The organism is Actinocorallia herbida (assembly GCF_003751225.1).
In the GTDB taxonomy this organism is placed as follows: Bacteria; Actinomycetota; Actinomycetes; order Streptosporangiales; family Streptosporangiaceae; genus Actinocorallia; species Actinocorallia herbida.
In genome coordinates, this window is record NZ_RJKE01000001.1 from 8,189,683 (window position 1) to 8,202,888 (window position 13,206).

General features: G+C 70.8%; 13 protein-coding genes. 1 reads left to right on the plus strand and 12 read right to left on the minus strand.

The window, feature by feature from the left end; genetic code table 11:
* Positions 1-10: 10 nt before the first annotated feature.
* The 5 genes from EDD29_RS37230 to EDD29_RS37250 all read right to left on the minus strand — a co-directional run bounded on the left by EDD29_RS37230 (position 11) and on the right by EDD29_RS37250 (position 4,382).
* Complete coding sequence (locus EDD29_RS37230) at positions 11-466, minus strand: Cg1360 family ATP-synthase-associated protein (RefSeq protein ID WP_123668890.1); 456 nt, start codon at positions 464-466, stop codon at positions 11-13.
* 111 nt (positions 467-577) lie between these two features.
* On the minus strand, positions 578-1,756 hold the full coding sequence (locus EDD29_RS37235) for an MraY family glycosyltransferase (RefSeq protein WP_123668891.1): 1,179 nt from the start codon (positions 1,754-1,756) through the stop codon (positions 578-580).
* Positions 1,757-1,928: 172 nt separating this feature from the next.
* Entirely contained in the window at positions 1,929-3,014 is a 1,086-nt protein-coding gene (locus EDD29_RS37240; RefSeq protein ID WP_123668892.1) for a hypothetical protein, read from the minus strand.
* Between the two features lie 102 nt (positions 3,015-3,116).
* Positions 3,117-3,560, minus strand: coding sequence for a hypothetical protein (locus EDD29_RS37245; protein WP_123668893.1), 444 nt, complete (start codon positions 3,558-3,560; stop codon positions 3,117-3,119).
* Positions 3,561-3,911: 351 nt separating this feature from the next.
* A complete protein-coding gene (locus tag EDD29_RS37250) occupies positions 3,912-4,382 on the minus strand; it encodes a hypothetical protein (protein ID WP_123668894.1) in 471 nt (156 codons plus the stop codon).
* Positions 4,383-4,735: 353 nt separating this feature from the next.
* Between EDD29_RS37250 and EDD29_RS37255 the strand changes: the two genes are divergently transcribed.
* The gene (locus EDD29_RS37255) at positions 4,736-5,674 is read left to right on the plus strand and encodes a DUF2207 domain-containing protein (protein WP_123668895.1); all 939 of its coding nucleotides are present in this window, start codon (positions 4,736-4,738) and stop codon (positions 5,672-5,674) included.
* A gap of 33 nt (positions 5,675-5,707) precedes the next feature.
* On the opposite strand, the gene EDD29_RS37260 is transcribed toward EDD29_RS37255, so the two are convergent.
* From EDD29_RS37260 to rho, 7 genes are all read right to left on the minus strand, one after another.
* Complete coding sequence (locus EDD29_RS37260) at positions 5,708-6,616, minus strand: L-threonylcarbamoyladenylate synthase (protein ID WP_123668896.1); 909 nt, start codon at positions 6,614-6,616, stop codon at positions 5,708-5,710.
* A 5-nt stretch (positions 6,617-6,621) separates the two neighbouring features.
* Positions 6,622-7,488: a peptide chain release factor N(5)-glutamine methyltransferase gene (prmC, locus tag EDD29_RS37265; protein ID WP_123668897.1), complete on the minus strand. Its 867-nt coding sequence runs from the start codon at positions 7,486-7,488 to the stop codon at positions 6,622-6,624.
* On the minus strand, positions 7,488-8,540 hold the full coding sequence (gene prfA / locus EDD29_RS37270) for a peptide chain release factor 1 (protein ID WP_123670925.1): 1,053 nt from the start codon (positions 8,538-8,540) through the stop codon (positions 7,488-7,490). Before prfA ends, prmC begins: the two co-directional genes overlap by 1 nt.
* Before the next feature lie 106 nt (positions 8,541-8,646).
* Positions 8,647-8,868: a 50S ribosomal protein L31 gene (rpmE, locus tag EDD29_RS37275; RefSeq protein ID WP_123668898.1), complete on the minus strand. Its 222-nt coding sequence runs from the start codon at positions 8,866-8,868 to the stop codon at positions 8,647-8,649.
* 112 nt (positions 8,869-8,980) lie between these two features.
* Positions 8,981-9,607, minus strand: a complete 627-nt coding sequence (locus EDD29_RS37280) for a response regulator transcription factor (protein ID WP_123668899.1) — start codon at positions 9,605-9,607, stop codon at positions 8,981-8,983.
* Between the two features lie 10 nt (positions 9,608-9,617).
* A complete protein-coding gene (locus tag EDD29_RS37285) occupies positions 9,618-10,913 on the minus strand; it encodes a sensor histidine kinase (protein WP_123668900.1) in 1,296 nt (431 codons plus the stop codon).
* 199 nt (positions 10,914-11,112) lie between these two features.
* The gene (gene rho, locus EDD29_RS37290; RefSeq protein ID WP_123668901.1) at positions 11,113-13,020 is read right to left on the minus strand and encodes a transcription termination factor Rho; all 1,908 of its coding nucleotides are present in this window, start codon (positions 13,018-13,020) and stop codon (positions 11,113-11,115) included.
* Positions 13,021-13,206: the final 186 nt, after the last annotated feature.

Genomic DNA, 13,206 nt, shown 5'->3' on the forward strand with positions numbered 1-13,206 from the left:
TGCGGACTGGTCATATCGGAGTAGCCCCGTGCGACGCGCGCTCGTTGGCGTCGTCGCTGCGGGCAGCACCGGCGGGTTCATCGATATAGGGCTTTCGTGTGTCGAGGGTGATCCGGAACTCGGCGACGATCCAGGCGACCGCGAGGGCCACCACGGTCCAGCCGAAAACCACGGTGTCGAAAACCGTGACACCCTTCACCGCCGAAACCAGGATCATCATGGCGAGGACCTTGAGCACATAGCTGGCGAGGCCCGCGATCATGACGGTCTGCGGCGAGATCTTCGAAGCCCAGTTCACGACGTACGCGCTGAGTGAGAAGAAGGCGATCACGGCCACCGCGCCGAGTGCCGCGCCGAGCCCCCCTTCGATCCCGGCGACAAGGCTGCCGACGGCGATCGCGATGACTCCCGCGAGGGAGACGGGGAGGGCTGCGCCGGCGAAGAGGCGCTTTCCAGTCGAGTCCATGAGGGCTCCGGGGTGGTTACGTTACGTGTTCGTCTCTACTTAGTGAAAGCTATCACAAGCCTAGGGAACTCCGGCAATTACCCCCCGGGTAACCGGCATGCGAACGGCAGGTTACGCGTGCTGCCGCGTCCTGTCCCCGGGGCCCGCGGCCGCGGCCTCGACCTCCGCCTGGAAGGCCCTTCTGGCGATGATGCGCGGGACGCCGACCATGAGGGCCGCGCCCAGGGCGGCGACACAGAGAGTGATGAACAGCACGAGCGCCTGCCAGGTCGGCGGATCCGGCGGCACGAACGACATGGCCACCATGCAGGCGCCGACCAGGCCGACCCAGCCGTACATGATGAGCACCGAGCGGCGGTGGGAGTGGCCGAGGCGCAGCAGGCGGTGGTGCAGGTGCTGCTTGTCCGGCGCGAAGGGCGACAGGCCCTGGTTGGTGCGCCGCCAGACCGCGAGCAGCATGTCGGCGAACGGCACGACGGTCACCATCGGCACGAGCAGCAGCGGCAGCCAGAGCGGGAAGATCAGGTACTTCTCGGCGATCGCGGTGTCGAACAGCGCGATGAGCTGGATCGTCGCGGCCGACAGCAGCAGGCCGATGAGCATCGAGCCGGTGTCGCCCATGAAGATGCGGGCCGGGTGGAAGTTGTGCGCGAGGAAGCCCGCGCAGATCCCGACGAGCACCGCGGCGATCATCGCGGGGCCGATGAGCAGCGGGATGTCGACGACCTCGGCGAGCCGGTAGCCCAGCAGGAACAGCGCGAAGGCGGCGATGCCGACGACGCCCGCGGCCAGGCCGTCGAGGCCGTCGATGAAGTTCACCGCGTTGATCGTGGCGACCACGATGAAGACGGTCAGGGGCACCCCGTAGACCGGGGAGAGCGCGAGCGAGCCGCCGTCCAGGCGCGGGAGCGCGCTGAGCTGGACACCGTTCATGATGAGGATGCCGGAGGCGGCGATCTGCCCGGCGAGCTTGGTCAGCGCGTCGATGTCCCACAGGTCGTCGGCGATGCCGAGCAGCACGATGAGGGCGCCGGAGAGGATGACCGCGTTGGCGGTCTTGGTCTCGATGAAGACCTGGGTCATGTGCGGCAGCGCGCGGGCCATCACCAGGGCGCCGAGGAGGCCGCCGAACATCGCCAGGCCCCCGATGCGCGGGGTGGGCACCTTGTGCACGTCGCGGTCGCGGACCGCGGCCTGGGCGCCCATGGCGATCGCCAGGCTCTTCACCGGGGAGACGAGCAGGTAGGTCACGGCGATCCCGGTGAGGATCACCAGCAGATACTCCCGCACGCCGTCACCCCCGTTCCGCCTGATCTGCCCCTGTGCCTGATGTGACGTCCGCCGTCCGGCTCCGGTTGGCGGCGCGGCCTCACGATCAGGACACCTTACGCCTTCCGATCGTCCTGGATGTGCTTTCCACGGCCTTCGTCCTCGTCACATCTCCCGCCCGTCCCGAAGGCGGTCAGTAGACCTGGCGGGTCTCCCCGCACGAGACCGGCTCGAACGCCCACTGGTCGCCCCTATGACTCTGCGTACCCACACAGGCACGATAGAAGAGATGGCCGGACAGCTTGTTGACCGCCATCCGACTGGTCCAACGGCCGGAGCTGTCCCTGCTGTTCCAGTACGTCCAGGTGTCTATGCGCCGGCCGTCCTCGTCGGTGAAGGTCACGATCACCCCGGGCAGCCTGCGGTCCTCCGCCAGATCCCGGATCCGCAGCAGCGTCCGGGCCTCCCCGCCGCCTCCCCTGCGGCGCGCGCGCTCCGCCTCTCCCCAGGGCTCGGCCGACACCTCGGGGCCTCCCGGGAACTCCTTGGCCGAGAACGGGACGGGGCCGCCACGGCCCTTCCGCCCGCTCACCGCGCCGAATCCGAGCGGGCCGCCCAGGTCGTTGGCGAAGCGGGAGCCCAAGGGCAGGGGGGCCTCGCGCTGCGCGCCCGGAAGAACGGTGCCGACCGGAGCCCGGTAGACGGTGACGGTCCGGCCGGGGCGCAGGACGGTCCTGCCGCCTTCCTTCTTGATCAGCACCTCGCGCGCCCACAGCCCCTCGGTGAACGCCGAGGTGAAGGACTTGGGGAAGCGGTAGGAGATCACGCCGTCCGCGGGCGCGCCCGTGCCCTTGCGCTTGCGCGGCTCGAGCACCCGGCAGCCGTGGCACGCGGGCCGGTCCCGCGGCGTCGCCTCGGCCATCCGGGGACCGCGCAGCCTGCCGGGACCCGGCGCGGCGGGGTCGCCGACCGGGTGGAAGACCGGCGAGTGGTGCTCGTCCCAGGCCTCGCCCGTGGCGAACTGGACCCCCGCCGTCCAGCCGTCCCGCCTGCGGTCGGTGAGCGTGAAGCGGACGGTGACGGCGTCCTCGGTGATCTGGTACTCGCCGGTCGCCCGGATCTGCCGGAAGGCCGCGCCCTCGCCGTCAGCGGTCTTGAACCCGCCTTCGGCGAGGACGGTCTGGGGCGCCCGCTCCTCGGCGAGACCGGGCACGCCGAGGAGCGCGAAGCCCAGCGAAAGGGCCCCGCAGACGAAAAGCACGGTGGTGACGCGTGGCATCCGTGGCGCTCCCGGCGGTCATCGCGGAATCGGGCCCCGGCATCGTATCCGCGGGCGCCGCGCCCGTTCCGGGGAATGCGCGACGCAGGGCGCGCGGATTTTTCAGAAGAGTTTCTGCCAGGCCCCGTACTTACGGCCCTTGGTGGTGCTCGTGGCTTTCAGCGCGACCTCGCGGACCTGGAAATGCGTGGCGGCGGTCGCCCAGAAGAGGCCGTAGTTCATCGTGAACGGCCCGTCCATCGGCTTGCCGTTCGCGCGGACCCGGAAGTAGACCTCGGACTCGGTCCAATTCTTCCCGTTCCAGGCCCGGAACTGCACCCCCGGTGACCAGCCGTTCTTTCCGAAGTCGTGGAGCACGCCCTTCGCCGACACCGAGGCGTCCTCGCGGGTGTATGTGCCGTACGCCTTGACGGACTTCAACGGCTTGGTCTTCCCCTCCGCGGTCACCCACTTCTTCGTCACCTTCGCGCTCGGCGCCGCCTGGACGGGAACCGTCCAGGTCGTGCCCAGTACGACGGCCAGCGCCAGCACCGCGATGCGCCGCATGTCCGCGCCCCCTCTGATGATCGCCCGCCCGATTTCCGAAAGGGGACTGTACCGAGCACCGAATGCGTGGACTTTTGGCCCGGCCACCGAAGAATGTCGGTCGGATAAACATTCGGTGTCCGCCGAACCTCCCGGGCGCCCTCGGCATCTAAGCCGCCCCCGCCCACCGCGGGAACGGCCCCGCACACGTCCGGGCCCCTCACCTGAGGCGACTACGCAGAGCCAGAGGCCGCTGACAGGCCTTTTCCGGTTGCATGTGAGGTCGGTCATAATCTCCAGGACGGTGCGCAAAAGAAGGCCCGGCACCTCGGGAAGGTGCCGGGCCTGGGAGCTCACCGATGAAGGGGGCTCCTAGCGGAGCTTCTTCCAAGCGCCGTACTTCGCGCCCTTCAGGTCGGCGGTGATCTTAAGAGCACCTTCCCGCACCTGGAGCTTGGTCCCCGTGGTGGTCCACAGGGCGTCCTTCGAGTTGAACTTGTACACGCCGTCGACCGGAGTGGAGTAGTTGCTCGTCACGAAGAGCACCTTGGACTCGTGCCACTGGCCGTCACGCCAGACGCGGAACTGGACGCCGGGCGCCGTCCCGTTCTTGGAGAGGTCCTGGATGTACCCCTTGACGACGAACTTCTTCGTCTTGGTGTTGTAGCTGAACTTCCCGCCGGCCTTGACCGCCCGGAAGATCGCCTTGTTGCCCTTGTTGGTGACCCAGCTCTTGGTCACCTTCTTCGCCCCGGCGGGGGCGGCTCCGGCGGGGGTCGCGGCCAGGACCATGCCACCGCCCAGGGCGACGGCGGTAGCGGTAACCGCAGCGATGCGCCGCATGTGATCACTCCTTGATCTGATCTCTCGCCTACTCGGGGTCGGACTGTAGCGGTTTGCCAAAGATCAGGTTTATGCGCCACATACGCGGAGAATGCGCCGTGCCGAAATCTGCCGATTTTCGGAACCGACCGGCGCCCTCCCGCATCGAAGCAGGGATGCTCCGGAGGGCCGCACGACGCTGAGTGACGGTTCGCGGCGACCCCCACCAGGGACAATGCACACCGCATTCGCATGATCACTGACATGCGTCAGGTTGCATGTGACCTTCTTCACAGTTTGCCGATACGCGGGGTTTCCCGTTTCGTCGAACGGGCTGCGAGCTGCGCTGCGTCCGCGAGAGACTGCGCCCGGTGATGAAGCGACGCCCCTCCCCCACCGGCCTCATGACGGCGGCCACCCTGGTCTTCCTCGCGATCCTGCCCGTGCTCTTCCGCGGCCAGCAGTCCGCCGAGGCCGCCGTCCCGGAGTTCGACGCGCTCCTGACCGTCACGGAGGACGGCACGGTGCACGTCCGGGAGACCTTCACCGTCGACTACGCCGAGAGCGGCTCCACGGGGATCCTCCGGCGGCTGCGCGAGCGGGAGGGCGACCTGGTCCACCGGATCGAGAACGTCACGGTGACCAGCCCGACCTTCGCGCCGGTCAACCTGACCGACCGCGAGTTCATGCACGAGCGGCAGCTGCGGATCGGCGCCGGACCCCCCGTCTCCGGCCGTCACACGTACGTGCTGGACTACGACGTCGTCGGGCTGGTGCGGACGCACGGGCCGCGGGACGAGCTGCTGTGGAACGCTCTCGGGCCCGGCTGGGCCCATCCGCTCGGTGAGGCGACGGTCCGGATCCAGGGGCCCGCGGTCTTCGCCGCGGGCTGCCTCGCCGGGCGCTCGGGCGCGCAGACCACCTGCGCGGGCGGTCCGGACGGCCCGGGGAAGGCGGCCTTCCACCAGTCGGCGCTGCGCCCCGGCGAGGGCATGGTCGTCCGCGCGGCGTTCGCCTCGGGCGCGCTCGCGCCGGCCGCCGCCGTCACCGCGCCGCCCCATCTGGGGTTCACGCCTTGGGGATGGCTCGTCCTGCTGTCGGCGGTGCCGCTCGGCATGGTCCTGCACGGCCGCAGCCCGCAGTGGCTGCGGCACGCGCTCGGCGTCGCGGGCGGCGGGATCGTGGTCTGGGACCTCGCCGACGACGTCATCGCGGGCGGCCCATGGCAGGCCGCCGCCGACGACAAGCTGCTGTGCGGGCTGATGCTGCTCGCCCTGGCCCGGGTGGCGACCCGGCGTACCGCGCAGGAGTGAACGGACGGGCCGGGAAGCCCGGCGCCCGCGTCCTCAGCGCTCCTTGGCGGCGGTCCCCGTGTCGTCGGCCGGGGAGCCCTCGCCGGGCTCGGCCGCGGCGCCCTTGACGAGATCGACCGCGCCTTCGGCGTCCTTCTCGTCGGCGGTGGCCTTCACGAAGTCGACCGGGCCCGCTTCGTCCTTCTCATCGGCGTTCTCGCCCGGGGCGCCGAACTCCTGCTGGAGCGCCTCGGCGGCCGCGGCCTCCTCGACGGCGAGGGCGTCGTCGGTCAGCTGGTCGTCCTCGTCGCCGAGGAGCTCGTCGCGCAGCAGCACCCCGCACACCGAGCGCAGCCGGGCCTCCGGGACCGCGCCGCGGCGCAGCAGCTTCGGCAGGGTGCCGGTGAGGTCGACGATGGTGGAGGCGGCGCCGCCGCTCGACCGGCCGTCGTTCAGGTAGACCGAGACCTTGTCGCCGAGCATCGCCTCGGCCTCTTCGATGGTCCGCGCGGCCGGGTGCCCGCTCAGGTTCGCGCTGGAGACCGCCAGGGGGCCGGTCTCCCGCAGCAGTTCGAGGGCGAGGTCGTGCAGCGGCATCCGGACCGCCACGGTGCCCTTGGTGTCGCCGAGGTCCCAGGCGAGGCTCGGGTTGGCGTGGCAGACCACGGTGAGCGCGCCCGGCCAGAACTCGTCGATGACGTCCTGGCCGTACGGGCCGAGGTCGTCGATCAGCGCGGTGGCCGCGCGGACCGAGCCGACGAGCACGGGCGGCGGCATGTCGCGGCCCCGGCCCTTGGTCTCCAGCAGGAGCCGCACGGCGGAGGGGGTGAACGCGTCCGCGGCGATCCCGTACACGGTGTCGGTCGGCATCACGACGACCTCGCCGCGGCGGAGGCACGACGCGGCGTCCGCGACGCCCCGGGCCCGCTCCAGGGGGTCCGAGCAGTCATAGTGTCGGCTCATGGGGACTACTCCATCGAGGTGGTCAGGCGGGCCGTGACGTACCGGTCCCGGTCGGTGAGGTCGCGGCGGTTGCGCACGTCGCGCCAGCCGTGCTCCTCGGCGAAGATCCAGTAGACCGGAGCCCCCTGGAGATCGCTGTGCTCGACCGCCACGAATCCGCCGGGACGCAGCAGCCTGCGGGCCGTGCGCTCCACCGCGCGGACGGCGTCGAGCCCGTCGTCGCCGCCGCCCCACAGGGCAGGCGCCGGGTCGTGCTCGCGCACGTCGACCGGAACATACTCCCACTCGCTCATGGGGATGTACGGCGGGTTGCTGACGACGAGGTCGACCCTGCCGTTCAGCTCGGGCAGCGCGGATCCGAGGTCGCCCCGGTGCAGGGTCACCTGGCCGCGGGCGTCGAGGTCGGCGATGTTCTTGGCGGCGTGGCGGTGGGCGTCGTCGTCGAGCTCGACCGCGTGCACCCTGGCCTGCGGGACCTCCTGGGCGATCGACAGCGCGATCGCCGCGGAGCCGGTGCCGAGGTCCACCACGACGGGGTCGGCGACGTCCATCTCGCGCAGCCGGTCGATGGCCCAGCCCGCGACCACCTCGGTCTCGGGGCGCGGCACGAAGACACCGGGGCCGACCGTCAGCTCCAGATAGCGGAAGTAGGCGCGGCCGGTGATGTGCTGGAGCGGCTCACCCGCCTCACGGCGGGCCACCCCTTCCCAGAACCGGGCGTCGAAGGCGCTGTCGGGGAGCGTGTGCAGCTCACCCCTGCCCACCCCGTGCACGAAGGCGGCCAGCTCCTCGGCGTCGGCGCGCGGCGAAGCCACCCCGGCTTCGGCCAATCTTGCCGTGGCGCGCGCGATCTCGTCGAGAAGCAAGTTCATTACTGCTGAATTTCGTCCAGCCGGCGTTCCATGTCGGCGTCCACCAGGGCCTTGATGACGGCGGACAGGTCTCCGTCCATCACCTGGTCGAGGTTATACGCCTTGAAGCCCACGCGGTGGTCGGAGATCCGGTTCTCCGGGAAGTTGTAGGTACGGATCCGCTCGGAGCGGTCGACCGTGCGCACCTGGGCCTTGCGTTCGGCCGACGCGGCGGCCTCGGCCTCCTCCTGGGCGACGGCCAGCAACCGGGAGCGCAGCACCCGCAGCGCCGACTCCTTGTTCTGGAGCTGGCTCTTCTCGTTCTGGCACTGCACGACCGTGCCCGTCGGGATGTGCGTGATCCGCACCGCCGAGTCCGTCGTGTTGACGGACTGGCCGCCGGGACCGCCGGAGCGGAACACGTCGATCCGCAGGTCGTTCGGGTCGATCTGGATGTCGATGTCCTCGGCCTCCGGGGTGACCAGCACGCCCGCCGCCGAGGTGTGGATGCGGCCCTGGGACTCGGTGACGGGCACCCGCTGCACGCGGTGCACCCCGCCCTCCCACTTGAGCTGCGACCAGGCGCCCTCCTTGGCCTTGACGGCCATGGTGACGCTCTTGAACCCGCCGAGGTCCGACAACTGGGAGTCGATCACCTCGGTCTTCCACCCGATCCGCTCGGCGTACCGGCTGTACATCCGCAGGAGGTCCCCGGCGAACAGGGCCGACTCCTCGCCGCCCTCACCCGCCTTGATCTCGACGATCACGTCCTTGTCGTCGTTGGGGTCCCGCGGCACGAGCAGGCGCTTGAGGCGCTCGTTGAGCTCCTCTATCCGGCCCTCGAGCGCGGTGGCCTCCTCGGCGAACGCCTTGTCCTCCGCGGCCAGCTCACGGGCCGTCCCGAGGTCGTCCTCGGCCTGCTCCAGCTCCCGGTACGTCTCGACGATCGGGCGCAGGTGGGCATAGCGCTTGCCCAGGTCGCGCGCCTTCTTCTGGTCGGCGTGCACGGCCGGGTCACCGAGCGCCAGCTCGATGTCGGCGTACTCGCGAAGGAAGTCATCGAGGTCGAAGATCACCGGTCAGCTCTTCTCAAGGCTTGCGTTCGGACGAAGGGGGACACCAATGAGCGGAGCCCGGCGACGGCTGCGATCACAGCCGCGGCCGGGCTCCCGCCGACCCCTACTTGTCCGCGGCCTTCTTCTTGCCGAAGCGGGCCTCGAACCGGGCCACGCGGCCGCCGGTGTCGAGCAGCTTCTGCTTGCCCGTGTAGAACGGGTGGCACTGGCTGCACACGTCGGAGCGGATCTGGCCGCTCTCCACGGTGCTGCGGGTGGTGAAGGTCGCCCCACACGTGCAGGTCACTTCGGTGACCACGTAGTCGGGGTGGATGTCGGGCTTCATGGATGGATCTCCTTCGAGACGGCGCCGGATCGACCGAGACGTCCGCGGCCGGGAACCGGAACCTGTGGGCACCTCCAGTATGACGGATACCCGAACATGCCGGGACCAGCGCCTATTCCCCGCCTCTGAGCTGGGCCAGAACCGCCTGGACCCGTCGATGGACGTCCCGCGAGGGCGCCAGGCCGAGCTTGGCGAAGATCGCCGAGATGTGCTTCTCGACCGCGCCCTCGCCGATGAACAGGGCATGCGCGAGGCCCGCGTTGGACAGGCCCCGCGCCATCAGGCCGAGCACCTCGCGCTCCCTGGGCGTCAGGTCCCGCAGGGGGTTGCGGCCGAGGAGCTGGGTGACGACCTCGGGGTCGATCACCGTGCCGCCCCCGGCGACCTCATGGACCGCCGCGGTGAACTCGGCGACGTCGGAGATCCGCTCCTTGAGCAGGTAGCCGACGCCCCTGGCGTCCCCGCCGAGCAGCTCCGCGGCGTACTGCTCCTCCACGTACTGCGAGAGGACCAGCACCGGCGTCGGCCGGACCGCCAGCGCCGCTCGCAGCCCTTCGTCCCCGAACCCGGGCGGCATCCGGACGTCGGTGATCGCGAGGTCGGGGCGGTGCTCGGCGACCAGGGCGACGAGGGCGTCGCCGTCCCCGCAGGCCCCGACGGTCTGGACGCCCTCGTCGGCGAGCAGCCGGACAAGGCCCTCCCGCAGGAGGACCGAGTCTTCGGCGATCACGACGCGCATGGGTCCCATTTCACCAGGAGCAGGGCAGGATCGCCCGCACGACCGTCGGTCCCCCGGCGGGGCTGTCCACCGCGAGGGTCCCGTCGATGGTCGCGGCCCGGTCGGCGAGTCCGGCGAGGCCGCCGCCCGGGGCGAGTGCCGCGCCGCCGCGCCCGTCGTCGCGGATCTCCACGACGACCACGTCGCCCTCCCTGCGCGCCTCCACCGCGGCCTGCGCCGCCCCGGCGTGCTTGGCGACGTTCGTCAGGGCCTCGGCAACGGTGAAGTAGGCGATCGACTCGACGGCCGCCGGCGGCCGCTCGGGCAGGTCCACGGAGATCCGCACCGGGACCGGGCAGCGCCCGGCCAGCGCCGACAGCGCGGCCTCCAGGCCCCGGTCGGTGAGGATCGCCGGGTAGATCCCGCGGGCGAGGTCGCGCAGTTCCGCGATCGCGGCGCGGGCGCCGTCGTGCGCCTGTGCGATGAGCTCCCGTGCCTGCTCGGGATCGCTGTCGATCTTCGCGCGGGCCCTGCCGATGTCCATCGCGACGCCGAGGAGCCGCTGCTGCGCCCCGTCGTGCAGGTCGCGCTCGATCCTGCGCCGCTCGGCCTCCGCCGCGTCGACGCCGCGCGCCCTGCTGGCCTGGAGCTGGGTGGTCCGGGCGACCAGCGCCTGCTTCTCGGACGGCCCCAGCAGCAGCTTGGCGAGCGCCACGTGGGCGACGCCGACCGCCTTGACGACGTAGAGGACGACGATGAGGAGGACGATCCCGAGGAGGGTGTAGGGAAGCCCGTCGTACCAGGAGTCGATCCGCGGCTCGTAGTTCCCGAACTCGGGCACGAAGCCCTCATTGATCTGCCCGCCTACGGGGGCGAGGATCAGCGCGGCGGTCAACGCCCACAGCACCATGGAGCCGACGAAGTAGCCGAAGGCCAGCGGAATCCTGATGATCTGGAAGGCGAGGTCCTTCCAGGTGGCCGGGTCGCCCAGGATGGTCTTTCCCTTGGCCGTCAGCGAGCCCTGCGGGAGCTGCCGGTACGGGTCGGGGATGCGCGTGCCGAACGCGGCGCCGATGAGCCGCCGGTCGAGTATCGAACCGCCGCGCAGCAGCACCAGCAGCAGCGCCCAGACCAGCAGCCCGACCCAGATGATCGTGGTCGCGGCGGCCAGCGGGACCCCGGCGGCCAGGATCACGAACCAGCCGAGGCCGAGCACGGAGGTGAGCGGGAAGTACAGCGCGGCCTTCCAGACCGTCGCGTCCCGCAGCAGGTCAAGGGGCTTGGGGACGGCGACGAGGTTCGGCTGACGTCCTGCGGGGTCGGCCATCACGGGATCTCCTTCTCTCTCGATGTCCTCAAGGCTCCCGGAACCGAAGTGCCCGCACCATGGGGCGGCCCTCCGTCCACAGGGTGGGGATAACCCCCGGGCGCGTCGAGAAGGGTAGCCGGGCAAAGCGCGAGGCCCGCGCGGTGAACCGTGCGGGCCTCGGGCCGTGCTCGTCCGAAGATCGGAGCGTGATGCGGGATCAGTCGTGCGCGACGGTCGTCTTCTGGACCTGGAGCAGGAACTCCGCGTTCGACTTGGTCTCCTTCATCTTCTCCAGGAGCAGCTCCAGCGCCTGCTGGGTGTCCAGGGCGTGCAGCACCCGGCGCAGCTGCCAGACGACGCGCAGCTCCTCGGGGGCCATGAGGATCTCCTCCTTGCGGGTGCTGGACGCGTCGACGTCCACCGCGGGGAAGATGCGCTTGTCGGCGAGCTGGCGGGAGAGCTTGAGCTCCATGTTGCCGGTGCCCTTGAACTCCTCGAAGATGACCTCGTCCATCCGGGAGCCGGTCTCGACCAGCGCGGTGGCCAGGATCGTCAGCGAGCCGCCGTTCTCGATGTTGCGGGCCGCGCCGAAGAACCGCTTGGGCGGGTACAGCGCGGTGGAGTCCACACCACCGGACAGGATGCGGCCCGAGGCGGGCGCGGCGAGGTTGTACGCGCGGCCCAGACGGGTGATGGAGTCCAGCAGCACGACGACGTCGTGGCCCAGCTCCACGAGGCGCTTGGCCCGCTCGATGGCGAGCTCGGCGACCGTGGTGTGGTCCTCGGCCGGACGGTCGAAGGTCGAGTGGATGACCTCGCCCTTCACCGACCGCTGCATGTCGGTGACCTCTTCGGGCCGCTCGTCGACCAGGACGACCATGAGGTGGCACTCGGGGTTGTTCTTGGTGATGGCGTTGGCGATCGACTGCATCACCATCGTCTTGCCGGCCTTCGGCGGGGAGACGATCAGACCGCGCTGACCCTTGCCGATCGGGCTCACCAGGTCGATGATCCGGGTCGTCAGGATGTTCGCGTCGGTCTCCAGCCGGAGCCGCTCCTGCGGGTACAGGGGGGTCAGCTTGGAGAACTCGACGCGGCCGCGGGCCTGCTCGGGCTCCATGCCGTTGACGGTGTCGAGGCGGACCAGCGCGTTGAACTTCTCGCGCCGCTCGCCGTCGCGGGCCTGGCGGACCGCGCCGGTGATGACGTCGCCCTTGCGCAGGCCGTTCTTGCGGACCTGGGCGAGGGAGACGTACACGTCGTTCGGGCCGGGCAGGTAGCCGGTCGTACGGACGAACGCGTAGTTGTCGAGGATGTCCAGGATGCCCGCGACGGGGATGAGCACATCGTCGTCGGAGACGACGGGCTCGGCCTCGTAGCGGTCCCGGCCGCCGCCGGTGCCGCGGCCCCGGTTGCGCTCACGGAAACGGCGCCCGCGACGCGAGCCGCGCTCGTCGTCGTGCTCGCCGCCCTGCTGGCCGCCGCCCTGGCGGTCGCCGCGGTCCTGCTGGCGGTCGCCCCGGTCCTGCTGCTGGCGCTCGCCCCGGTCCTGCCGGTCGCCGCGGTCCTGGCGCTCACCGCGGTCCTGGCGCTCGCCGCGCTCCTGCCGGTCGCCGCGCTCCTGCTGCTGGCGCTCGCCCCGCTCGCCGCGCTGGCGCTCGCCGCGCTCACGGCCGCTGCGGGTGCGCTGGCGGCCCTCACGCTGACGCTCGCCGCCCTCGGCGTGCTCCTCGCCGGACCGTTCCGCCCTGCCGTCGCCCTTGAGCTGCTCGACGGGCTTGTCCTGACGGGGCTCCTGCTTCACTTCGGCGCGCGTCTCGACCTGCTCGGCCTCCTCACGCGGGGCCGCGACACGGGCGCGGCGGGTGCGGGTCGGCTCGGCCGTGACCTCGGCCTTCGTCTCGGGCTTGGCCGCCGCCCCCGCGGCCGCACCGCCCTGCTTCTCCTGAATGGCAGCGATGAGCTGGCTCTTGCGCATCCCGGTGGTGCCGCTGATGCCGAGCTGCGACGCGAGGGTCTTGAGCTCGGGCAGCACCATCGCGGACAGCCCGGTGCCGCGACGGGCGCGCTTGGGCGCGGGCGCGTCGGCCGGCGCTTCGTTGAGCAGTTCGCTGGATTCGCTCACAAAGGGTCCTTCCCAGGGAGCGGGTGTGGGCCGATAGGAGGCCGATCTACCCGATATTTCGACTCGGCGGGGGCGCCGAATCCGGCGATCAATTCGCCATGCGGAATTTCCGAAGACAGCCAGATGATCGCGTACTCGTCCCCAAGCCGAAGGGAATCAGAAGTGGAGAGCCTGGTGCACGGGCGC